The organism is Amycolatopsis nalaikhensis (assembly GCF_030264295.1).
Lineage (GTDB): Bacteria > Actinomycetota > Actinomycetes > Mycobacteriales > Pseudonocardiaceae > Amycolatopsis > Amycolatopsis nalaikhensis.
The window spans coordinates 8,254,881-8,277,421 of sequence record NZ_CP127173.1; the positions used below are offsets into that span (position 1 = coordinate 8,254,881).

A 22,541-nucleotide genomic window follows, 5' to 3' on the forward strand; every position below is an offset into this window, starting at 1 on the left:
TTTCGCTTCCTGGGCACCGCCGGTCCCCGTCCGTCGGTCCCCCGTTCACCCTCCAGAGCTTGGAGCAACGATGCCCCGAAGCGCCAGACCGCCGGTCGCTTTCCTGGTGACCGCCGCTGTGGTCGCCGCCGGCCTGGTCGCCCTCCCCGCGGCCTCCTCCGCCGCCGAAGAAGCCCTCCCCGCCGACTTCACCTCCTCCTTCGAGCCCGGTGACGTCCAGCCGACGTGGACCGACACCGTCGACACCGACGCCGCCGGCAAGCCCCGCGCGTCCGGCATCAACGGCGCGAACGGCACCGCCATCCCCGGTGACATCCGCGGGAAGGTGACCGAGTCCAGCGCCAGCAGCGAGAACACCGGCGGCGGCGAGGTCGTCTCGAACCTCGTCGACGGCACCACCGACACGAAGTGGCTGTCGTGGGACCCGACGGCGTGGGCGCAGATCACGCTGTCCGAGCCGACCTCGATCACGCACTACGCGCTCTCCTCGGCCAACGACTTCGCCGAGCGCGACCCCAAGGACTGGACCCTGCAGGGTTCCAACGACGCGCAGACCTGGACCGACCTGGACAAGCAGGCTGACCAGGCGTTCACCGCGCGGTTCCAGCAGAAGGACTACCAGCTGGCCGCGCCGAGCGCGGCGTACAAGTACTTCCGGCTGGACATCACCCGCAACAACGGCGGTCCGATCCTGCAGGTGTCGGAGCTGCTGCTGGCCAACGACGACCCGGCACCGCCGCCGCTGCCAAACATGCGCACCTTTACCGACTCGGGCCCGACCAGCGGCTACACGAACAAGAACCGCGTCGGCTTCACCGGGCTCAAGGCCTTCCGCTACTCGGGCAGCCAGACCCAGGCCCACGGCTGGTCCTACAACAAGGTCTTCGACGTCGACGTCCCGGTCGTGGCCTCGACCGAGCTGTCCTACAAGGTGCAGCCGCAGTTCATCACCGGCGACCTGAAGTACCAGAGCACGAACGTCGCGATCGACCTGGCCTTCACCGACGGCACCTACCTGCGTGACCTCGGCGCCACCGACCAGTACGGCTTCCCGCTGACGCCCGAGGGCCAGGGCAAGAGCAAGGTCCTCTACACCAACCAGTGGAACCTGGTGCGCTCCGCGATCGGCACCGTCGCCCAGGGCAAGACGATCGACCGGATCCTGGTCGGCTTCGACAACCCCGACGGCCCCGGCTCGCTGCAGGGCTGGCTCGACGACGTGAAGATCTCGGCGACGCCGACGCCGCCGGCCAGCACCCGCCCGAGCGACAACGTGCTCACCACGCGCGGCACGATGGCCAACGGCACCTTCTCCCGCGGCAACAACTTCCCCGCCACCGCGGTGCCGCACGGGTTCAACTTCTGGACCCCGGTCACCGACGCGAACGCCGACAACGGCGACGTGCGGTGGATGTACAACTACCACAGCCAGAACAACGAGCAGAACCTGCCGGAGCTGCAGGCGTTCAGCGTCAGCCACGAGCCGAGCCCGTGGATGGGCGACCGGCAGACCTTCCAGGTGATGCCGTCCGCGGCCACCGGGGTGCCGGACGCCAACCGCGACGCCCGCGCGCTGGCGTTCAAGCACGACAACGAAGTCGCCCGCGCGCACTACTACGGCGTGCAGTTCGAGAACGGGATCAAGACCGAGATCGCCCCGACCGACCACGCCGCGGTGTTCCGGTTCTCCTTCCCGGGCAGTGACTCGAGCCTGCTCTTCGACAACTACAAGAACCAGGGCGGCCTGACGCTCGACACCGCCAGCGGCACGCTGTCGGGCTACACCGACGTCAAGAGCGGCCTGTCGGCCGGGGCGGGCCGGATGTTCGTCTACGCCACCTTCGACAAGCCGGTCACCGCGGGCGGCAAGATCACCGGGCAGGGCCGCGACAACGTCACCGGCTACCTGCGGTTCGACGCCGGCGCGGACAAGACCGTGTCGATGAAGATCGCGACGTCGCTGATCAGCGTGGACCAGGCGAAGAAGAACCTGGCCCAGGAGATCACCCCGAACGCGACCTTCGACTCCGTCCGCGACGCCGCCCAGCGCGCCTGGGACGACCAGCTGAAGGTGATCGAGGTCGAGGGCGCGTCCAAGGACCAGCTCACGACGCTGTACTCGAACCTGTACCGGCTGTTCCTGTACCCGAACTCGGCGTTCGAGAACACCGGCACCCCGGAGAAGCCGAAGTACCAGTACGCGAGCTTCGTCTCGCCGAAGGCGGGGGCGGACACCCCGACCCAGACCGGGGCGAAGATCGTCGACGGCCAGACCTACGTCAACAACGGGTTCTGGGACACCTACCGCACGACGTGGCCGGCGTACTCGCTGCTGACCCCGGACATGGCCGGGAAGATGGTCGATGGGTTCGTCCAGCAGTACCGCGACGGCGGCTGGATCTCCCGCTGGTCCTCGCCGGGCTACGCGGACCTGATGACGGGCACCAGCGCGGACGTCGCGTTCGCCGACGCCTACCTCAAGGGCGTGCGCAACTTCGACGTCAAGTCGTTCTACGACGCGGCGCTGAAGGACGCGACGGTGACCCCGCCGAACAACGCGGTCGGCCGCAAGGGCGTGGACCAGGGCATGTTCCTCGGGTACGCGCCGAACACCGCCGACCACGGGTTCTCGTGGTCGATCGAGGGCTACGTCAACGACTTCGGCATCGCGAACCTGTCGAAGAAGCTCTACGACGAAGCCCCGGCGAGCGACCCGCGCAAGCAGGAGTACCTGGCCAACTACGAGTACTTCACCAGCCGCGCGCAGCAGTACGTGAACCTGTTCGACCCGAGTGTCGGGTTCTTCCAGGGCCGCGACGCGGCGGGCAAGTTCAGCCGGTCGCCGGAGCAGTACGACCCGCGGGTGTGGGGCATCGACTACACCGAGACCAACGGCTGGGGCATGGCGTTCTCCGTGCCGCAGGACGGTCAGGGCCTGGCCAACCTCTACGGCGGCCAGGCGGGCCTGGCGAAGAAGCTGGACGCGTTCTTCGCCGACCAGGAGACCGCGAACTTCCCGGGCTCCTACGGTGGCGTGATCCACGAGATGCGGGAGGCGCGGGACGTGCGGATGGGCCAGCTCGGCCACTCCAACCAGGCCTCGCACCACACGCTCTACATGTACGACTACGCGGGCCAGCCGGCCAAGACGCAGGAGAAGGTCCGCGAGGCGCTCTCGCGGCTCTACACCGGCAGCGAGATCGGCCAGGGCTACGCCGGTGACGAGGACAACGGCGAGCAGTCGGCGTGGTGGACGTTCTCGGCGCTGGGCTTCTACCCGCTGCAGATGGGCAGCCCGAACTACGCGATCGGGTCGCCGCTGTTCAAGAAGGCCACCGTCCACCTGGCCGGCGGCAAGGACCTGGTGATCAACGCGCCGAAGAACAGCGCGAAGAACGTCTACGTCCAGGGCGTGAAGGTCAACGGCAAGGCGTACTCCTCGACGTCGCTGCCGCACGACCTGATCGCCAAGGGCGGGACGATCGACTTCGACATGGGCCCGAACCCGTCGTCGTGGGGTACCGCCCCCGGTGACGCGCCGAAGTCGATCACCTCGGGTGACGCGGTGCCGACGCCGCTGCACGACGAGACCGGGGCCGGCAAGGGCACGCTGTCCACTTCGGACGGCTCGAACGCCGGTGCGCTGTTCGACAACACCTCGCGCACCCAGGCCGCCGTCACCGGCGCCGTGCAGTACCAGCTCAACAACACCGAGGAGGCCGTCAGCCACTACACGCTGACGTCCCAGACCGGTGCGGGCGACCCGAAGAGCTGGGTGCTGAAGGGCTCCTACGACGGCAAGACCTGGGCCGTGGCCGACAAGCAGGAGAACCAGGCGTTCAGCTGGCGGCAGCAGACGCGGGCGTTCAAGGTGGCCAACCCGGCGCACTACGCCTACTACCGGCTCGAGGTCACCGCGACCAGCACCGGCGCCCCGGCGCAGCTGGCCGAGGTGGAGCTGCTGGGCCAGCCGGACGCGGCCTGCACGAAGACGGTCACCGGCGCCTCCGGGCCGCTGTCGGTCACCTCGGGCACGGTGTGCCTGCGGGACGCGGCGGTGTCGGGCCCGGTCACCGTCGCCGAGGGTGCGTCGCTGGTGGTGCGCGGCGGCACGATCGAGGGCCCGCTCGCGGCCACCGGCGCCGGCCGGGTCGTGCTCGACCGCACGAAGGTCACCGGCCCGGTGGCGATCACCGGGACGACCGGCCCGGTGTCGATCGAGCTGACCGACTTCGGCGGCCCGCTGGCGCTGACGGCCAACCACGGCCCGGTGCTGACGTCCAGCACGGTGGCGGGCCCGCTGGCGTGCGCGCTCAACACGCCGGTGCCGACGGACTACGACCTGCCGAACACCGTCCGCGGCCCCGCCGCCGGGCAGTGCGCGAAGCTCTAGTCCAGCGGTAGGCCCGTGAAGGCCTCTTTCCCGGTTGCTGTGGCCGGGGAGGAGGCCTTCACGGCGTTCGGGGCGCCGAGGGGTGGGCGGCGAGGGCTGAAGGGGACTTTCATCGCATCGGATGCGATTAAAGTCCCCTTCAGCACATCGCGGTCCCGCGCCGGTCCGGCCCGCTACGCCGTTCGGCCGATACGGTGTAGCGCATGCCCGACGCCGTGTTCTTCTCCTCCTTCGAATCCGGCGACCCGCAGCCCGCGGACCCCGCGCTGCGCGTCGACAGCGGACCGGACCGCTCCCCCACGGCCAAGACCGGTGTCGGCTTCACCGGCCTGCGGGCGCTGCGCTACACCGCGCGGCCCGAGGCCGTCCTGTTCGAGCTGGACCTGCCGGTGACCGAGCGCACCGAGCTGTCCTATGTGGTCTTCCCGGCCGCCGACGGCGAGATCCCCGCCTACCTCGCCACCCGGGTCAGCGTGGACGTCGAGTTCGCCGACGGCACCTCCGCCGGGTTCGCGCCGGTGGACGACAAGACGCTGTGGGTGGACCAGTGGAACCCGGTGCGCCGCCCGCTCGGGGCGTTCGCCGGGCGCCGGGTGCGGCGGCTGGTGCTGCGCACCGCCGTGCCGGAGGGGGACGTCACCGGTTGGCTCGACGACGTCCGCGTCGGCGACCGCGCCGAGCCGCCGCGGGACCCGGTCGACTGCGTCCGCACGACCCGCGGCTCGCACTCCAGCAGCGAGTATTCCCGGGGCAACAACTTCCCGGCCACGGCGGTGCCGCACGGGTTCAACTTCTGGACCCCGGTCACCGACGCCGGGGTGACGAACTGGATCTACTCCTACCACCGGCACAACGACGCGGAGAACCGACCGGCGCTGCAGGCGCTGGCGTTGTCGCACCAGCCGAGCCCGTGGATGGGCGACCGGCACACCTTCCACATCCTGCCCGGCACCGGCCCGGTCGAGCCGGACCGCCGCAAGCGCGCGCTGCCGTTCTCCCACGCCGACGAGACGGACTCGCCGCACCACTACGGCGTCCGGTTCGCCAACGGCGTCACCGCCGATCTCGCGCCGACGTCGCACGCGGCGATCCTGCGCTGCACCTTCCCGGACAAGCACGGGTGGCTGCTGTTCGACAACGTCGGCAACCGCGGCGGGCTGCGCCTGAACCCCGACACCGGCGTCGTCACCGGGTACACCTGGGTCCGCAGCCGGCTGTCGGCCGGGGCGCGGCGGATGTTCGTCCACGCCGTGACCGACGCCCCGGCGACCACCGGCGGCAAGATCCGGCGCAAGCCGTGGCGGCGGGTGGCGGGGTACTTCGAGTTCGACGGCCCGGACGTGACGCTGCGGATCGCGACGTCGCTGATCAGCCTCGCCCAGGCCAAGCGGAACCTGGAGCTGGAGATCCCGGCCGGGACGACGTTCGAGCAGGTCCGCACACGGGCGCGGGAGCTGTGGGCCGAGCAGCTCGGCCGCGTCGAAGTCGAAGGCGCCACAGAGGACCAGCGCACGACGCTCTACTCGAACCTCTACCGGCTGTTCCTGTACCCGAACGTGGCGCACGAGAACACGCCGAAGGGGGTCCGGCACGCCAGCCCGGTCCGGCGGCGGTGGTGGCCGAGCACCCGCAAGCGCACCGGCGCGAAGGTCGTCGACGGCGAGCTGTACGTCAACAACGGCTTCTGGGACACCTACCGCACCACCTGGCCCGCGTACGCGCTGCTCACCCCCGAACACTGCGGCCGGATGATCGACGGGTTCGTCCAGCAGTACCGCGAAGGCGGCTGGATCTCCCGGTGGTCCTCCCCCGGTTACGCCGACCTGATGACGGGCACCAGCTCCGACGTCGCGTTCGCCGACGCCTACCTCAAGGGCGTCCGCGACTTCGACGTCGAGGCGGCCTACGACGCGGCGCTGAAGAACGCCACGGTCACCTCGCCGCACCGCTCGGTCGGCCGCAAGGGCCTGGCGGAGTCGATCTTCCTCGGCTACACCCCGACGTCCGTCCACGAAGGACTGTCCTGGGCGCTGGAGGGCTGCATCAACGACTTCGGCCTCGCCAACCTCTCGGAGGCACTTTCACGTGAAAGTGCCGGGCCGCGGGCACGGATGTACGCCGACTACGCGGCCTACTTCCGCGAGCGCGCGAAGCACTACGTCCACCACTTCGACCCGAAGATCGGGTTCTTCCAGGGCCGCAACCGCGACGGCAGCCGCCGCTTCGCGCCCGAGGGCTACGACCCCGCCGCGTGGGGCGGCGACTTCGTCGAGACCAACGCCTGGAACACCGCCTTCACCGCACCCCACGACGGCCCCGGCCTCGCCGCCCTCCACGGCGGCAACGCGGGCCTCGAAGCCAAGCTCGACACGTTCTTCGCCACGCCGGAAACCGGCCGCAAGCCCGGCGCGTACGGCGGGTTGATCCACGAGATGACCGAAGCCCGCGACGTCCGCATGGGCCAGTACGGCCACTCCAACCAGCCCTCGCACCACATCCCGTACGTCTACAACCTGGCCGGGGCACCCGCGAAGGCCCAGCGCGTCGTGCGGGAGGTGCTGCGGCGGCTCTACCTCGGCAGCGAAATCGGCCAGGGCTACCCCGGCGACGAGGACAACGGCGAGATGTCCGCGTGGTACGTCTTCAGCGCGCTGGGCTTCTACCCGCTGGCTGTGGGCAGCCCGCGCTACGCGATCGGGTCACCGCTGTTCGAGAAGGCGACCGTGCACCTGGGCGGGGGCAAGACGCTGGTCGTCCGCGCGCCCGGAAACACCGAGGAGACCGTCTACGTCCGCGGCCTCACCGTCGACGGGCAGCCGCACGAGGCGACGTCGATCGCGCACGCCACCCTCGCGGGCGGTGCCGAGCTGGTCTTCGACCTCACCACCGAACCCACGACCTGGGGCGCCCCGCCGCCGCCCGCCGAAGAGCCGTCGCCGGTCGCCGACCTCGCCGGGACGGCGACCAGTGCCGACGGCACGAACGTCACCGCCTTGTTCGACGACACCACCCGGACCCAGGTCACCTTCCGCAGCGGCACCCCGGAGGTCGAGTTCACCGTCACCGGCGAACCCCGCGAAGTCACGCTGTACACCCTCACCTCCGGCGACGGCCGCGGCGACCCGAGCGCGTGGGTCCTCGAAGGCTCCGACGACGGCACCGAGTGGACCACCCTCGACGAACGCACCGGCGAGCTGTTCCGCTGGCGCCGCCAGACCCGTCCCTTCGCCCTCGCCACCCCGGCCGCGCACGGCCGCTACCGGCTGCGGGTCACCGAAACCCGCGGCCGCCGCACGACCCTCGCCCAGTGGGAGCTGCTGGCCCGATGAACCACTTCCGCACCGCCGCCCTCGACCGGCTCGCGGCGGCCGACCCCGGCCTGGTCCGGCTGCGGCTGGCCGGGTCCGCGGTCCTCGGCATCGTCCTCGCCGTCGCCGCGCTGCTGCCCGCCCACCTGCCGCTGACCGTCATGCTCGTCGGCGCCATCGCCGCGATGATGACCGCGTTCACCGTGAACGACCCGACCCCCGGCGCCCAGGCCGTCACCCTCGGCCTGGCGTTCCTCACCGGAGCCGCGTCGATCACCGTCGCCAGCCTCGGCTCCGCGCTGCCGCCGCTGGACAGCGTCGTGTTCGTGCTGCTGATCTTCGTCGCCGTCTACGCCCAGCGCTTCGGCGCGCGCGGCACCGCGCTCGGCTCGATCGGCTTCTTCCTGTTCTTCTTCCCGATGTTCCTGCAGGCCCACCTCAAGCAGGTCCCGCAGCTGCTGCTCGCGCTCGCCGTCGGGGTCCTGGCCAACGCCCTCGTCCGCTTCGTCCTGCTGCGGCACAACGCCGAGGCGGAGTTCCTGAGGGTGCGCCGCGCGTTCCGCGCCCGCCTCGGCGCCGTCGTCCGCGCCACCGAGGCCTACCTCGCCGTCAACGGCAGCGAACGCACCCGCAAGCAGCTGCGCAGCTCGATCAACCGGCTCCACGAATGCGTCCTGCTCATCGAGGACGCCGCTCCCGACGTCGTCGACGCCCGCGCCGCCGACCGCCTCCGCCGCCGCGCCATCGAGGTCGAGCTCGCCGTGCAGTGGCTGGCCATCACCGTCCAGCGCACCTGCTCCGACGAGCCGTCCCCGAAGTCCGCGACGACCTCATCGCGCGGCTGGCCCGCTTCCGCGCCCTGATGGAACGCGACCCGCGCGAGCTGCCGCTGATCAGCCAGACCGGCGAGTACAGCCGCATGCTCGTCGAAGGCAGCCGCATCGACGAACACGCCGCTCCCGGCGACGGCGTCCGCAAAGCCCTCGCCGAACTGGCGCTGGCCGACGACCGCGCGCAACGCGCCGCGACCCCGGAAGCCGCGCCGGAACCGCTCGAGGAAGAAGACGACGAGCCGACCCCGAAGTTCGCCTACGACAACCGCACCCGCAGCGCCATCCAGGCCGTCGTCGGCGGCGGGCTGGCCGTGCTCGGCGGCGAGCTCGTCTCCCACCAGCGCTGGTACTGGGCCGTGCTCACGGTGTTCGTCGTGTTCATCGGCGCCTCCAGCGCCGGCGCCACCTTCGTCAAGGGCGTCCGCCGCCTCGGCGGCACCCTGATCGGCATCGTCGGCGGCGTCGTGCTCGCCTTCATGGTCACCGGCTCCACCCCGGCCACCCTCGCGCTGATCCTGGTCTGCGTCTTCGGCATGGTCTACACCGCCCGCGTCTCCCAGGTGGTGATGGCCTTCTTCATCACCAGCATGCTCGGCCTGCTCTACAGCCTGCTCGGCACGTTCAGCCTTGAAGTGCTCTGGATCCGCGTCGCCGAGACCGCCGTCGGCGCCGCCGCGGGCATCCTCGCCGCCGTCGTCATCGTCCCGGTCCGCACCCGCTCGGTCATGCTCGACGACATCACCGCAGTCCTCGACGAGCTCGAAGAGTTCATCGAGCACACCCGCGGGCTGCTGGCCGGGGAAGAGAACGTCAACATCATCGAGCTGTCCCGCGACCTCGACCGCGCGGTCGAGCAGGTCCGCACCACCATCGAACCGCTGACCCACCCGGTCAACCTCCGCAGCGCCCGCCGCGACTACGGCTGGCACGTGCTCACCACGCTCGAAACCATCGCCTTCCGCGCCCGCCACGTCGCCGCCCGCGCCCAGCCCGGCCAGCTCGCCGGCGCCGACACCGAGCGGCTCGGCCTGTTCACCGGACGGCTGCTGGCCAACATCGACGTCCTCCGCAAGGCGCTCGAAGCGCCGGGTGGCCCCACACCCGGCACGCTCGTGCGCGACGACGGCACCCCGGTCTCCGACCGCGTCGAGCAGGCCGAGACCCGCGCCGTCCTCTCCAGCCTCAGCCACCTCGACGAAGCCCTCGTCGCCCTCGGCCGCGTCTTCGGCGTCCAGGCCACCGACCCGCGCGCGGCGGCGAAGTGAGCACCGGGGCGGTGCGCCGCCCCGGTGCTCAGGGTGCTCCGGTCACGGGCAGGCCAGCCACGCGAAGTGGTACACCGTGGTGATGCTGCCGTCGGTCGAGTCCATCGTGACGTAGCTCGTGGTCTTCTTCGGATCCGACGTCCCGACCGCGGCCCGCAATTCCGTGTTGATGTTCAGATTGCGTTCCTCACCACACGGCTTGAACACGATCGCGCCGACCTCCGTCGAATCCGTGAAATGCCAGTCGTCCTCGAACGGACCGGTCAGCGGATGCTGCACGTACGCCGTCGGAGAATTGCCCTGGAAATAGTAGTTCGCTCTTTCCAGGCCGGTCGCACCGCGTTCCAGGTGCGCGAAACCGCGGTAGTCGGCCTGCGCGATTCCGTAAGTGAAGCCCTGCGGCACGTGCACCCGCAGCCCGATCTGGCAGTTCTTCCGCGCGTCCAGCGGCCCGGCCCCGATCCCGACCAACGCCGTGTAGGCGCTGTAGGTCACGGTGAACGCGGTGTTGTCCTGCGAAACGGCCACCGCCGACGTGTTCGGCGGACAACCCGAGCCGATCGCGTTCACGACGTCGATGACGATTTTGTCGGGCGGCGGAGGAGTGTTCCACGAATGCGGGGCGACCACAGAGGACAGCGCCATTACGGCAGCAACGACCGCAGACAGCATCGGAATCCTTCCCAATACATTCACATTGGGTAACGGGGGCCGGACCATGGTAGCGAAAGGATCATGGAAGCAAACCCCGCTGAACGGAGCAACGCGGCGTAACCGTCCCACCGCGCGACATTGCTCACGTTCCGACAAATTCCGAAACCCGCCATTCCGCACCCGCGCGAAGAATGCGGACGGAAAACGATTTCGCGCCGCCGGTCCCCCCGTTCACCGGCACCGCCACCCCCGCGTTTTCCGGTCAGTCCAGTTCGGCCGTGACCCGCCCCAGCGTCTCGATCCCGCTCACCGGCCACGGCCCGGCCGTGATCACCACCGCGTGGTCGATCCCCCACGCGACGAACTCCGCGCACCGCCGCGCGAACGACTCCGCGGTCTCCCCCGGCGACAGCCGCGTGCTGATCGTCTTCTCGATCTCCCCGTACGGCCGCCCCACCTCGGCGCAGTGGCGCGCCAGGACGTCCAGCTTGTGCCGCACCGTCTTGCCGCCGTCCGGGATGTCGAACACGTTGCAGGCGTCGGCGTACCGGGCGACCAGCCGCAGCGTCTTCCGCTCCCCGGCCCCGCCGATCAGCACCCGCGGCCGCCGCACCGGCAGCGGGTTCCCGACCGGCCGCTCCAGCCGGTAGTGGTTGCCTTCGAACGCCGAGGTGTCGCCCGCCCACATCCGCAGCGCGAGCCGGATGGTCTCCTCCATCCGCTCGAACCGCTCACCGACGGGCGGGAACGGCAGGCCCATCGCCCGCGCCTCGCCGTCGTGGTGCCCGGTACCGATCCCGAACCGCGCCCGCCCGCCGGAGAGGACGTCCAGCGTCGTGACCGCCTTGACCAGCAGCGCCGGCGGGCGGAACGTCACGGCCGAAACCATGGTGCCCAGCCCGATCCGGCTCGTGCGCCCGGCGAGGAACCCGAGCGTCGTGTAGGCCTCGAGCATCGCCGAGTCCGGCGTGCTGTTCGGGTCGGCCTGCAGCAGGTGGTCGGCCACCCACAGGGTGTCCAGCCCGGCGTCCTCGGCCGCCACCGCGACCGTGGTGAGCTCGTCGGTCAGCTTGTCCGGCCACGAGAAGTCCGTGACCCCGATGCTCAACCGCATGACCAGTCCTCCCTACGCCCGCGTGAGCAGTTCCAGGTTGTGGCCGTCGGGGTCTTCGAAGTAGACGCCGCGGCCGCCGTCGAGGTCGTTGACCTCCCCGGCCCGCTGGTGGAACGGGTCCGCCCAGTACGTGATCCCGGCCGCCTGGATGCGCGCCAACGCCGCGTCGAAGTCGGTCTCGCCGACCAGGAACGCGTAGTGCTGGCTCGTCACCCGCTCGACTCGCAGGTAGTCGAGCGTCACGCCGTTGGCCAGCTGGATCGGCCGGAACGGCCCGGTGACCGGGCCGACCGCCAGGCCGAGGATCCCGGCCAGGAACTCCGCCGACTTCTCCCGGTCGGTGGCACACACGATCGTGTGGTTCAGTTCGACGCTCATCGCTGCTCCCCGGCCGTCGCGAACGGCGGCGGGCCACCGATCGGGCTGAGGTGGATGCTCGCCAGCCGCCAGCGGTCCTCGTCGCGGACCAGCACGTGCGTGCCGCGGAACCGGCCGTTCACCGGGTTCCCCCGGTGCCGCGCGACCTGTTCGTGCACGCCGATCGCGACGGCCGTGCCGCCGAAGTCGGTGACGTCCACATCGGACCAGTCCAGCTTCTCGGTGACCAGGTCGCCGCCGCTGTAGCGGGCGAGCCACTGGTCGCGGTCCAGCACGAAGCCCAGCGGTCCGACCAGCCGGAAGCCGTCGGCGGCCAGCCCGGCCAGGGTCTCGGTGTCCCCGCGTTCCTCGGCCGCGGCCCAGACCCGGCCGAACTCGCGGACCTGCTCTTCGGTGCTCATCGGGTTCCCCTTCCGTCGATGCCCTCAACGTTAGATGTCTAACCGTTCGATGTCAAACGCTTAGACCTCTCGGCATCTGCGGTACGGTGCACCCGTGCCAGCACCCGTCACCGCCCCCATCGGCGTCGTCCTCGCCCGCACCGCCAAAACCGCGGGCCGCGCGTTCGACCAAGCCCTCGCCGCCGCCGGCGGCTCCCAGCCCGTCTGGCAGATCCTCATCTCCCTCAAGACGCGGCCCGTGGCCAACCAGCGCGAACTCGCCGACGCCGTCGGCATCCAAGGCGCGACCCTCACCCACCACCTCAACGGCATGGAAACCGCCGGCCTCGTCACCCGCCGCCGCGACCCCGCCAACCGCCGCGTCCACCTGGTCACCCTCACCCCCCAGGGCGACGAACTGTTCCTCCGCCTCGCCTCCGCGGCCATCGCCCACGACGAACGCATGCGAAAAGGCTTCACCGACACGGAGATCGCCCAGCTCGCCGACTTCCTCCACCGCATGGCGGCGAACGTCACCGAGGACGGCGCCGAGCAGCCGAGCTGAGGTCGCCGCACGCGCCTCGGTCCGGCAGCGCCCGCCCGCCTCCGCGCCACCGCCCAACCACGGCGCGCCCGGCCTGATCGATTCAGCGAGAGTGACTGGACGCACCCGAACAGCGACGCCCGGGAGGGATAGGCTCCACTCACTAGCCAAAGTCGTCTCAAGCTGGAGTACCGCAATGACCCAAGCCCCTGTCAACGTGACCGTCACCGGCGCCGCCGGGCAGATCGGCTACGCGCTGCTCTTCCGCATCGCGTCCGGTCAGCTCCTTGGCCAGGACGTCCCGGTGAAGCTGCGGCTCCTCGAGATCCCGCAGGCGGTCAAGGCGGCCGAGGGCACCGCGATGGAGCTCGAAGACGGCGCGTTCCCGCTCCTCGCGGGCACCGACATCTTCGACGACCCCAAGCAGGCCTTCGAAGGCACCAACGTCGCCCTCCTGGTCGGCGCCCGCCCCCGCAGCAAGGGCATGGAGCGCGGCGACCTCCTCGAGGCCAACGGCGGCATCTTCAAGCCGCAGGGTGAGGCCATCAACGCCGGCGCCGCCGACGACGTCAAGGTCCTCGTCGTCGGCAACCCCGCCAACACCAACGCCCTCATCGCCCGCTCGCACGCCCCCGACGTTCCCGCCGACCGCTTCACCGCGATGACCCGCCTCGACCACAACCGCGCCCTCGCCCAGCTCTCCAAGAAGCTCGGCGTCCCGGTCACCGAGATCAAGAAGCTCGCCATCTGGGGCAACCACTCCGCCACCCAGTACCCCTCGGTCCAGCACGCCGAGGTCGGCGGCAAGGGCGTCGAGGTCGACCAGGCCTGGCTCGAGAGCGACTTCATCCCGACCGTCGCCAAGCGCGGCGCCGCCATCATCGAAGCCCGCGGCCTCTCCTCCGCCGCCTCGGCCGCCTCCGCCGCCATCGACCACGTCTACACCTGGGTCAACGGCACCCCGGCCGGTGACTGGACCTCCGCCGCGGTCGTCTCCGACGGCTCCTACGGCGTCCCCGAGGGCCTCATCTCGTCCTTCCCGGTCACCGCCAAGAACGGCAAGTACGAGATCGTCCAGGGCCTCGAGATCGACGACTTCTCCCGTGCCCGCATCGACGCCTCCGTCGCCGAGTCGTCGAAGAGCGCGACACGGTCCAGAAGCTCGGCCTGATCTGAGACCCACGCGATTTTGTGAAGGGGCCGCCGTCCACACCGGACGGCGGCCCCTTTCGCGTCCGGCGAACACGGCACGCTCACAGCGAAACCGCGTCCCCGCCCCGACGTCCCGGCCCTAGCGTCGGGATCATGACCCTTCTCGCCGTACCCGACATGCAGGCACCCACCCAGTCCCCCGACGACTCGGTCTACCACCAGCTCCTGCGCGACCGCATCGTCTTCCTCGGCACCGAAGTCAACGACGAGGTCGCCAACCGGATCGTCGCCCAGCTCCTCCTGCTCGCCGCCGACGACCCCGACCGCGACATCACCTTCTACATCAACTCACCCGGCGGCTCCGTCACCGCGGGCATGGCCATCTACGACACGATGCAGCTCGTCAAACCCGACGTCGCCACCTACGGCCTCGGCTTCGTCGCCTCCATGGGCCAGTTCCTGCTCTCCTCCGGCACCCCAGGGAAGCGCTACCTGCTGCCCAACACGCGGATCGTCATGCACCAGCCCAGCGCCGGGATCAGCGGCGCCGCCACCGACATCGCCATCCAGGCCGAGGTCTTCGGCAAGATGAAGCGCCGCATCGCCGAGATCACCGCCCGCCAGACCGGCCAGCCGGTCGAGCGCATCACCGCCGACGCCGACCGCGACCGCTGGTTCGACGCCGACGAAGCCCTCACCTACGGCTTCGTCGACCACATCGTCACGGGCGCCCAAGCGGCGACGGCCTGACCTCTCTGTTCTCCGCTTCTTTTGGTAGCAGAGAACGACTGCGGGGCCAGTTTTTCGAAACTGGCCCCGCAGTATAGGTCGTTATACACTCAGAGAATCAGACTCCGGTGAGCCCGCGCCGGTTCAGCAGCGGCTCGATCTCGGGGTCGCGGCCGCGGAAGGCCCGGAACGCGTCCATCGGGTCCGTGCTGCCACCCCGGCCCAGGAGCGTGCGGCGGAAGTGGTCGCCGTTCTCGCGGGTCAGTCCCCCGCTCTCCCGGAACCACTGGACCGTGTCGGCGTCCAGGACCTCGCTCCAGATGTACGAGTAGTACCCGGCGCTGTAGCCACCGCTGAAGATGTGGGCGAAGTACGTCGTGCGGTAGCGCGGCGGGATCGCCTCGACCGCGACACCGGCCTTCACCAGGGCCTCCGTCTCGAACCGCTGGACGTCCTCCACCCGGTCGTCGACGCCGAGGCCGTGCCAGGCCTGGTCGAGCAGGGACGCCGCCAGGTACTCCGTCGTGGAGAACCCTTCGCCGTACTGCTGGGCCGCGAGCAGCTTCTCGACCTGCTCCTGCGGCAGCGCCTCGCCCGTCTCGTGGTGCTTGGCGTAGTTGGCCAGCACCTCGGGCCACAGCATCCACATCTCGTTGACCTGCGACGGGTATTCGACGAAGTCGCGCGGCACGTTGGTGCCGGAGAACGTCGGGTAGCGCACCGACGAGAGCAGCGCGTGGAGGGCGTGGCCGAACTCGTGGAACGCCGTGACGACCTCGTCGAAGGTCAGCAGGGTCGGCTCCCCCGCCGGCGGCTTGGAAACGTTGAGGACGTTCACCACGACCGTCTTGCGGCCGAGCAGCTCCGACTGGTCGACGAACGTGTTCATCCACGCGCCGCCGCGCTTGGAGTCGCGGGTGTAGAGGTCGAGCAGGTACAGCCCGAGCGGGGTGCCGTCGGCGTCGAAGACCTCGAACGTCCGGACCTCCGGGTGGTAGACCGGGAGGTCGTGGCGCTCGGTGATGGTCAGGCCGTAGAGCTTGGTGGCGGCGAAGAAGACGCCGTCGAGGTAGACGCGGTCGGCCTCGAAGTACGGGCGCAGCGCCTCGGTGTCGACGTCGAAGCGCTCCCGGCGGACCTGCGCCGCGTAGTACGCCCAGTCCGACGGCCGCAGCGTCGCGCCCGGCACGTCGGCTTCGAGCAGCTTCTGCAGCTCCGCGCCCTCGGTGCGGGCGTTCGCGACCGCCGCCGGCGCCAGCCGCTCCAGCAGGCCGCGCGCGGCTTCGGCGGTCTTCGCCGTCTCGTCCGCGATCACGTACGCCGCGTGGTTCGGGTAGCCGAGCAGCGCGGCCCGTTCGGCGCGCAGGCGCACGATCTCGGCGACGACGGCGTTGTTGTCGAACTCGTTGCCGCGGTTGCCCCGCGCCATCGACGCGGTGTGGATGCGCGCGCGGACGTCGCGGTCGCGCAACGTCTCCAGCGGCGACGCCTGGCTGGTCGGCAGGGTCAGGGTGAGCACGTACTTGCCGTCCTCGCCGCGCGCGGACGCCGCCTCGGCCGCCGTGGCGATCGCGCCGTCGCCGAAACCGTCGAGCTCGGCGCGGTCGGCGATCACGACCGCGAGGTCGTTGGTGTCCTTGAGCAGGTTCTGCTGGAAGCGGGTCTGCAGCGTGGACAGCTCGCCGTTCAGCTCGCGCAGGCGGGCCTGCTCGGCCTCGCCCAGCCCGGCACCGGCCCGGCTGAAGTCGGTGTGCCGCCGCTCCAGCAGCCGCAGCGACTCCTCGTCGAGGCCGAGCTCGTGGCGCCGCACGTGCAGGGCGTCGATGCGGGCGAACAGCTTCGGGTTCAGGTGGATCGCGTCGTGGTGGGCGGCCAGCTTCGGCGCGAACTCGGCCTGGATGGCTTGGATCTCGTCGGTGCTGTTGGAGCCGGAGAGGTTGTAGAAGACGCTCGCGACGCGGCCCAGCAGCTCACCGGCGCGCTCGAGCGCCACGATGGTGTTGTCGAACGTCGGCTCGGCGTCCTGCGCCGCGATCTGCTCGATCTCCGCCGCGTGCTCGGCCAGTCCGGCCTCGAACGCCGGCCGGTAGTGCTCATCGGCGATCCGGTCGAAGGGCGGCAGGGCGTACGGCAACTCGCTGGGCGCGGCGAACGGGTTGTCCGGCGAAATCATCGGTGCGGGCTCCTCGGGGTGAAACACTCGGTCCCGCCACCCTACGGGGTCCCCCGGCGCGGATGTCAGCGCTTTCCGGAGGTGGCCAACCTCACGGCCCGGTGGTACCGCCCACGACGGCGTCGCTGCTCGGAGCGGCCTTTTTGCCCCGTTTCGGCTTGGGTTCCGGCGGCACGACACCACGCAGGTCGCCGCCGTGGTCGTTGACCCGCATGACGAACGGCCGCGTCTCGGTGTAGCGCACCACCGAGATCGACGCCGGGTCGACGACGATGCGCTGGAACGCGTCGAGGTGCTGGCCGAGCGCGTCGGCGAGGATGGACTTGATCACGTCGCCGTGGCTGCACAGGAGCCAGACGGCGTGGTCACCGTGCTCGGCGGCGATCCGCCGGTCGTGCGCGCGGACGGCGGCCACCGACCGCGCCTGCATCTGCGCCAGCCCCTCCCCACCGGGGAACACGGCCGCGGAGGCGTGCGCCTGCACGACCCGCCACAGCGGCTCCTTCGCGAGGTGCTTGAGCTCCCTGCCGGTCCAGTCCCCGTAGTCCACTTCGGACACCCCGGGCTCGACGACCTTCTCCAGCCCCCGCGCGGCGGCCAGCGGCGCGACGGTCTGCTTGCACCGCAGCATCGGCGACACGACGAGCCCCGAGAGCGGCACGCCGTCGAGGCGTTCGACGAGCTTCTCCGCCTGGGCGCGCCCGGTGTCGTCGAGGTGCACCTTCGGGGACCGCCCGGCGAGGACGCCGGAGCCGTTGGCCGTCGACTTGCCGTGCCGGACCAGAATGACCGTACTCACGGGCCCCACCCTACGTGGACACGATCACCGGGCCCGTCCCCACCACAGCCGTCGTGAGTGTTGAGGGCGGTTCTAACCGCCCTCAACACTCACGACAGGCGGCGGCAGGGGCGGCGGGCTCGCGTTGGGTCGGGGGCGCCGAGCCGCTCGGGTGGCGCGGTATCGCCGCGGGCCGGGCGCGAGCGGCCGACTCGGCCCCGGGACCGCACGGTCATCCGCCGCCTGCGGAGCCCCAACCCCGGCCCCAGGGCGTAGCCGCCCGGGGCCGCAGGGCCATCGGCCGCCTGCGGAGCCCCAGCCTCGGCCCGAGGGCGTCGCAGCGCGGGGCAGCCGCTCACCGGCCGCCTGCGCGGGCCGCGGGCACCCGGCCCAAGGTCCGCCCCTTACCGCGCGACCGGCGCGGGCGGCCGACTCGGACCCGGAGGCCGCGCCATCACCGGCCGCCCACTCCGGCGCCGGGCACCCGTGGGCGCGTCTCCCGGCACGTCGTGAATGACTCATTGGGGACCACCCACGTCCCGAATGAGTCATTCGCGACGCCCGATCAGGAGCTGACCGGGCCCGCGTTCGGGTCCAGCGCACCCGTGAAGATCAGCACGAACAGCAGCACGCCCAGGACCAGCCGGTACACCACGAACGGCACAAAACTGCGCTTCTTGATGTAGGCCATCAGCCACGCGATCACCAGGTACCCGACGCCGAACGCGACCAGCGTCGCCAGGATCGTCGGGCCCCACTGGGCGGGGACGCCGCCCGAGCCGATGTCCTTGAGCTTGTACACCCCCGAGCCGAACACCGCCGGCAGCGCCAGCAGGAACGAGTACTCGGCCGCCTCGGCGCGGGTGTAGCCCAGCAGCAGGCCCGCGCTCGTCGTGCCGCCCGAGCGGGACACCCCCGGGATCAGGGCCAGGGCCTGCGCGAACCCGAAGCCGAGCCCGTGCGGCACCGTCAGGTCGTCGAGCGTGCGCTCCTGCTTCCCGATCCGGTCGGCGAGCAGCAGGATCAGGCCGAACACGATGAGCACCGTCGCGGTGATCCGCAGGTCGCGGAACGCGCTGTCGATCTCGTCCTGCAGCAGCAGCCCGAGCACCACGATCGGCAGGGAGCCGACGATGATCAGCCAGCCGAGGCGGGCGTCCGGGTCGCGGCGCCACTCCGGCTTGGACAGCGAAAAGAACCAGGCCTGCAGGATCCGGCCGATCTTCTTGCCGAAGTAGAGGATCACCGCGAGCTCGGTGCCGATCTGGGTGACCGCGGTGAACGCCGCGCCCGGGTCGTCCCAGCCGGCCAGCGCCGCGACGATCCGCAGGTGCGCGCTCGAGGAGATCGGCAGGAATTCCGTCAGCCCCTGGACGAGGCCGAGGACCAGTGCTTCGAACCAGCCCACGTCAGGCCACCCCCGCCTTTTCGATCGCGTCGGCGGCGGTCCGCAGCGCGGCCGCCGGGTCGGGGCTGAACGGCGACACCGACAGCGTCGTCACGCCGGCCTCGGCGAATTCGGTCATCTTCTCCGCGATCCGTTCCGTCGGTCCCAGCAGCGACGTCGCGTCGAGGAACGCCGGCGGCACCGCGGCCATCGCGCCCGCGCGGTCGCCCGCCAGGTACTTCTCCTGCACTTCGGCGGCCTCGGCCTCGAAGCCCATCCGGCAGGCCAGCTGGTTGTAGAAGTTCTTCTCCCGGCTGCCCATGCCGCCGAGGTAGAGCGCCGCGTAACCGCGGACGGCGTCCGCGCAGGCCTTCCAGTCGTCACCGACGACGAGAGGCACCGTCGGGACGACGTCGAACCCGTCCAGCGACCGGTCCGCCCGCTCGGCACCGGCGCGGATGTGCGCCAGCTGCTCCCCCGCGTGCGCGGGTGAGAAGAACACCGGCAGCCAGCCGTCGGCGATCTCCCCGGTCAGCTCCAGGTTCTTCGGGCCGATCGCGGCCAGGTACACCGGGAGGTGCTTGCGCGCGGGCCGGACGGTCAGCCGCAGCGCCTTGCCGGGGCCGTCCGGCAGCGGCAACGTGAAGTGCTCACCCTCGAACTTCAGCCGTTCCCGCCGCAACGCCGTCCGCACGATCTCGACGTACTCGCGAGTGCGGCCCAGCGGCGACGTGAACCGCACGCCGTGCCAGCCCTCGGACACCTGCGGGCCGGACACGCCCAGGCCGAGCCGGAACCGCCCGCCCGACAGCGTGTCCAGGGTCGCGGCCGTCATCGCGGTCATCGCCGGGGTCCGGGCCGGGATCTGCAGCACGGCGGCACCGACGTCGATCCGCGACGTCTGCGCGGCGATCCACGTGAGCACCGTGACGGCGTCCGAGCCGTAGGCCTCCGCCGCCCACACGACCGCGTAGCCGAGTTCGTCCGCCTGTTTCGCCAGTGCCAGGTTCGCGGGGTCGTTCCCCGCACCCCAGTAGCCGAGGTTGAGTCCGAGTCGCACGGGGCCAGACCCTAACGGGGGCCCTTGGGCGCGACACGACTCACCTTGGTCAGGTTCGCCGGGGCCCGCCCACTAGGCTCGGCGGTCGTGGAAAAGCGACTGCTCGGCCGCTCGGGACTGCGCGTCTCGCGGATGGCGCTCGGCACCATGACCTGGGGTGGCGACACCGACGCGGAGGAAGCGGCCAGCCAGCTGGTCGCCTTCGTCGACGCCGGCGGCACCCTCGTCGACACGGCCGACATCTACGGCGAGGGCGAGAGCGAGCGGGTGCTCGGCTCGCTGCTCGGCGACCTCGTGCCCCGCGACGACATCGTCCTCGCCACGAAGGCGGTCGCCCGCCGCGACGACGGCCCGTTCGGCGGCGGCGCCTCCCGCGGCGCGCTGCTCACCGCGCTCGACGGCTCGCTCAAGCGGCTCGGCACCGACCACATCGACCTCTGGCAGCTGCACGCCTGGGACACGTGCGTGCCGCTCGCCGAGACCCTCGCCGCCCTCGAGCACGCCGTGACCAGCGGAAAGGTCCGTTACGTCGGCGTCTCGAACTACGCGGGCTGGCAGCTGGCCACGGCCGCCGCCGGCGCTTCGGCGGTCGCGCCGATCATCTCCACCCAGGTCGAGTACTCGCTGCTGGAACGCGGGGTGGACCGCGAAGTCGTCCCGGCCGCCGAGCACCACGGCATCGGCCTGCTGCCCTGGGCCCCGCTCGGCCGCGGCGTGCTGACCGGCAAGTACCGCACCGGCACGCCCGCCGACTCGCGCGGCGCGAACAGCGCGTACGCCGGTTACGTCGAACACCACCGCACCGACCGCGCCGCCCGGATCGTGCAGGCGGTCGCGACCGCCGCCGACGGGCTCGGCACGTCCCCGCTGGCCGTCGCGCTGGCGTGGGTCCGCGACCGGCCCGGCGTCGTCGCCCCGGTCGTCGGCGCCCGCGACACCGGCCAGCTCACCGGGTCGCTGACCGCGGAGGAGATCACCCTCCCGCCCGCGATCCGCTCCGCCCTCGACGACGTCAGCGCCATCGACGTCGGCTACCCGGAACGCTGGCCGCACTAGGTGGCCGCGTCAGGTGTCTGTTGGGTGACATGCGCGTGACGGCAAGACGATCGTGGAGGATGCTGGTGAGGACCGCCCGTCGAGGGACACCTGGAGGCCGCAACGTGCGTCGGTTCGCCGCCGTGTCGTGGATCGCGATCCCGCTCGCCGGTGTCCTGGTGCTCTCGGGCTGCTCGTCGGTCAAGTCCGACAGCGACGAGCTGCAGATCGTCGCGAACCCCGTGGCGGCGAAACCGGCGGCCTCCCCCGCCGTGACCGTGAAGCCCGCCGGTCAGGTGCTGGCCACCGGAGCCGTGTCGGCGGTGGCCGTCGCCGAGGGGACCCTCGTCGTCGCCCTCGCTCAACCGCCGTCTTTGCGGCTCTACGACTTGACCGCGCTCGCGTCAGCCCCGGTGAATATGCCGTTATACAGCAAAGCCGAGAAGCTGACCGTCGCGCCGGGGCGGGTGGAGATCGCCGAGCCGGGTGCCGGGGTCGTGCAGCAGCTGTCGTTGGCGGACCGGAAGCTGACCGAGACGAAGACCGGCGGGCAGCCCGCGTCGAGCATCGCCTTCGGTACCGACCGCCTGGTCGCGATGGGGGCGGCGAAGGACATCCAGGTGCTGCCCGCGGCGGGTCCGGCGCGGACGATCGGCGGGCAGCTCTACAGCGCCGACGACCTGGTCGACACCGGCAAGGGCGTCGTGGTGCTGGACCGGCTGCGGACGGCGGTGTTCTCCGTGGACGTCGCCGGCGGCACGGTCGGCGAGGGCCTGCGCGCGGGTGACGGGGCCGCGAACGCGGTGGCGGACTCCTACGGCCGGGTGCTGGTGACCGACGCGCGCGCGGGCGCGCTGCTCGCGTTCTCGGCCTGGCCGTTGATCCTGCGGCAGCGCTTCCCGGTGCCGGGCGGCGCGTACGGGATCGCCTACGACGCGCAGCGCAGCCTCGCCTGGGTCACGCTCACCGGGCGCAACGAAGTGGTCGGGTTCGACGTCCGCGGCGGCGAGCCCGTCGAGAAGTACCGGTTCCCCACCGTGCGCCAGCCGGACTCGGTGGGGGTGGACGAGAAGAGCGGCCGGGTGATCGTCGGCTCGGCCGCCGGAGAAGGGACCCAGGTGATCCAGCCATGACGACGGTCAGCGAGGCGGTGGTCGAAGGGGATTGGGAGTATCGCCGCCTGCACCTCCCCCCGGGCGTGTCCCGGCGTGCGGCGGCGATCCAGCTCTCCATCCACGCGGAGTTCGCGGGCTGGGAACTGCGGACCGTGCGGCTCTACGCCGACGGGACGCGGCGGGTCTGGCTGCGCCGCAAGAAGACCTCGGAAAGCCTGCCCGGCGCGCTCCCGACCTAGCCGA

The 22,541-nt window shown here is 71.1% G+C and carries 15 protein-coding genes and 2 pseudogenes; 9 read left to right on the top strand and 8 right to left on the bottom strand.

From position 1 onward, the window contains the following. Window positions 1-70 precede the first annotated feature (70 nt). The 3 genes and pseudogenes from QP939_RS40275 (at window position 71) to QP939_RS40285 (ending at window position 9,799) form a co-directional block, all read left to right on the top strand. Window positions 71-4,393, top strand: a complete 4,323-nt coding sequence (locus tag QP939_RS40275; RefSeq protein ID WP_285451802.1) for a GH92 family glycosyl hydrolase — start codon at window positions 71-73, stop codon at window positions 4,391-4,393. 203 nt (window positions 4,394-4,596) lie between these two features. Next, window positions 4,597-7,722 carry a GH92 family glycosyl hydrolase gene (locus QP939_RS40280; protein ID WP_285451803.1) on the top strand — a complete coding sequence of 1,042 codons (3,126 nt, stop codon included), beginning with the start codon at window positions 4,597-4,599 and terminating at the stop codon, window positions 7,720-7,722. Further along, window positions 7,719-9,799 (top strand): annotated as a pseudogene (locus QP939_RS40285) (FUSC family protein). Before QP939_RS40280 ends, QP939_RS40285 begins: the two are co-directional and overlap by 4 nt. Window positions 9,800-9,841: 42 nt before the next feature. Here QP939_RS40285 and QP939_RS40290 read toward each other — a convergent pair. The 4 genes from QP939_RS40290 to QP939_RS40305 form a co-directional block, all read right to left on the bottom strand. Next, on the bottom strand, window positions 9,842-10,471 hold the full coding sequence (locus QP939_RS40290) for a DUF4360 domain-containing protein (protein ID WP_285451805.1): 630 nt from the start codon (window positions 10,469-10,471) through the stop codon (window positions 9,842-9,844). A gap of 244 nt (window positions 10,472-10,715) precedes the next feature. After that, complete coding sequence (locus QP939_RS40295; RefSeq protein WP_285451807.1) at window positions 10,716-11,567, bottom strand: LLM class F420-dependent oxidoreductase; 852 nt, start codon at window positions 11,565-11,567, stop codon at window positions 10,716-10,718. Between the two features lie 12 nt (window positions 11,568-11,579). Continuing rightward, window positions 11,580-11,945: a VOC family protein gene (locus QP939_RS40300; protein ID WP_285451809.1), complete on the bottom strand. Its 366-nt coding sequence runs from the start codon at window positions 11,943-11,945 to the stop codon at window positions 11,580-11,582. Continuing rightward, window positions 11,942-12,346 carry a nuclear transport factor 2 family protein gene (locus QP939_RS40305; RefSeq protein ID WP_285451810.1) on the bottom strand — a complete coding sequence of 135 codons (405 nt, stop codon included), beginning with the start codon at window positions 12,344-12,346 and terminating at the stop codon, window positions 11,942-11,944. The genes QP939_RS40300 and QP939_RS40305 overlap by 4 nt, the downstream gene beginning before the upstream one ends. Before the next feature lie 94 nt (window positions 12,347-12,440). On the opposite strand from QP939_RS40305, the gene QP939_RS40310 reads away from it, so the two are divergent. The 3 genes and pseudogenes from QP939_RS40310 (at window position 12,441) to QP939_RS40320 (ending at window position 14,771) form a co-directional block, all read left to right on the top strand. After that, the gene (locus tag QP939_RS40310; RefSeq protein WP_285451812.1) at window positions 12,441-12,890 is read left to right on the top strand and encodes a MarR family winged helix-turn-helix transcriptional regulator; all 450 of its coding nucleotides are present in this window, start codon (window positions 12,441-12,443) and stop codon (window positions 12,888-12,890) included. A gap of 175 nt (window positions 12,891-13,065) precedes the next feature. After that, window positions 13,066-14,045 (top strand): annotated as a pseudogene (locus tag QP939_RS40315) (malate dehydrogenase). 129 nt (window positions 14,046-14,174) lie between these two features. Continuing rightward, a complete protein-coding gene (locus tag QP939_RS40320; protein ID WP_285451813.1) occupies window positions 14,175-14,771 on the top strand; it encodes a ClpP family protease in 597 nt (198 codons plus the stop codon). A gap of 97 nt (window positions 14,772-14,868) precedes the next feature. Here the strand turns inward: QP939_RS40320 and QP939_RS40325 are convergent, their stop codons facing one another. From QP939_RS40325 to QP939_RS40340, 4 genes are all read right to left on the bottom strand, one after another. Further along, window positions 14,869-16,923, bottom strand: a complete 2,055-nt coding sequence (locus QP939_RS40325; RefSeq protein WP_285451814.1) for a M3 family metallopeptidase — start codon at window positions 16,921-16,923, stop codon at window positions 14,869-14,871. A 91-nt stretch (window positions 16,924-17,014) separates the two neighbouring features. Beyond that, window positions 17,015-17,722, bottom strand: coding sequence for a histidine phosphatase family protein (locus tag QP939_RS40330; RefSeq protein ID WP_285451815.1), 708 nt, complete (start codon window positions 17,720-17,722; stop codon window positions 17,015-17,017). Window positions 17,723-18,266: 544 nt separating this feature from the next. Then, on the bottom strand, window positions 18,267-19,109 hold the full coding sequence (locus tag QP939_RS40335; RefSeq protein ID WP_285451816.1) for an undecaprenyl-diphosphate phosphatase: 843 nt from the start codon (window positions 19,107-19,109) through the stop codon (window positions 18,267-18,269). A 1-nt stretch (window position 19,110) separates the two neighbouring features. Then, window positions 19,111-20,148, bottom strand: coding sequence for an LLM class F420-dependent oxidoreductase (locus QP939_RS40340; RefSeq protein WP_285451817.1), 1,038 nt, complete (start codon window positions 20,146-20,148; stop codon window positions 19,111-19,113). Between the two features lie 87 nt (window positions 20,149-20,235). Here QP939_RS40340 and QP939_RS40345 point away from each other — a divergent pair, with 87 nt between their 5' ends. From QP939_RS40345 to QP939_RS40355, 3 genes are all read left to right on the top strand, one after another. Further along, the gene (locus QP939_RS40345) at window positions 20,236-21,204 is read left to right on the top strand and encodes an aldo/keto reductase (RefSeq protein WP_285451818.1); all 969 of its coding nucleotides are present in this window, start codon (window positions 20,236-20,238) and stop codon (window positions 21,202-21,204) included. Between the two features lie 104 nt (window positions 21,205-21,308). Next, window positions 21,309-22,316 carry a YncE family protein gene (locus QP939_RS40350; RefSeq protein WP_285451819.1) on the top strand — a complete coding sequence of 336 codons (1,008 nt, stop codon included), beginning with the start codon at window positions 21,309-21,311 and terminating at the stop codon, window positions 22,314-22,316. After that, window positions 22,313-22,537: a DUF5703 family protein gene (locus tag QP939_RS40355; RefSeq protein WP_285451820.1), complete on the top strand. Its 225-nt coding sequence runs from the start codon at window positions 22,313-22,315 to the stop codon at window positions 22,535-22,537. The genes QP939_RS40350 and QP939_RS40355 overlap by 4 nt, the downstream gene beginning before the upstream one ends. The last annotated feature ends 4 nt before the right edge of the window (window positions 22,538-22,541 follow it).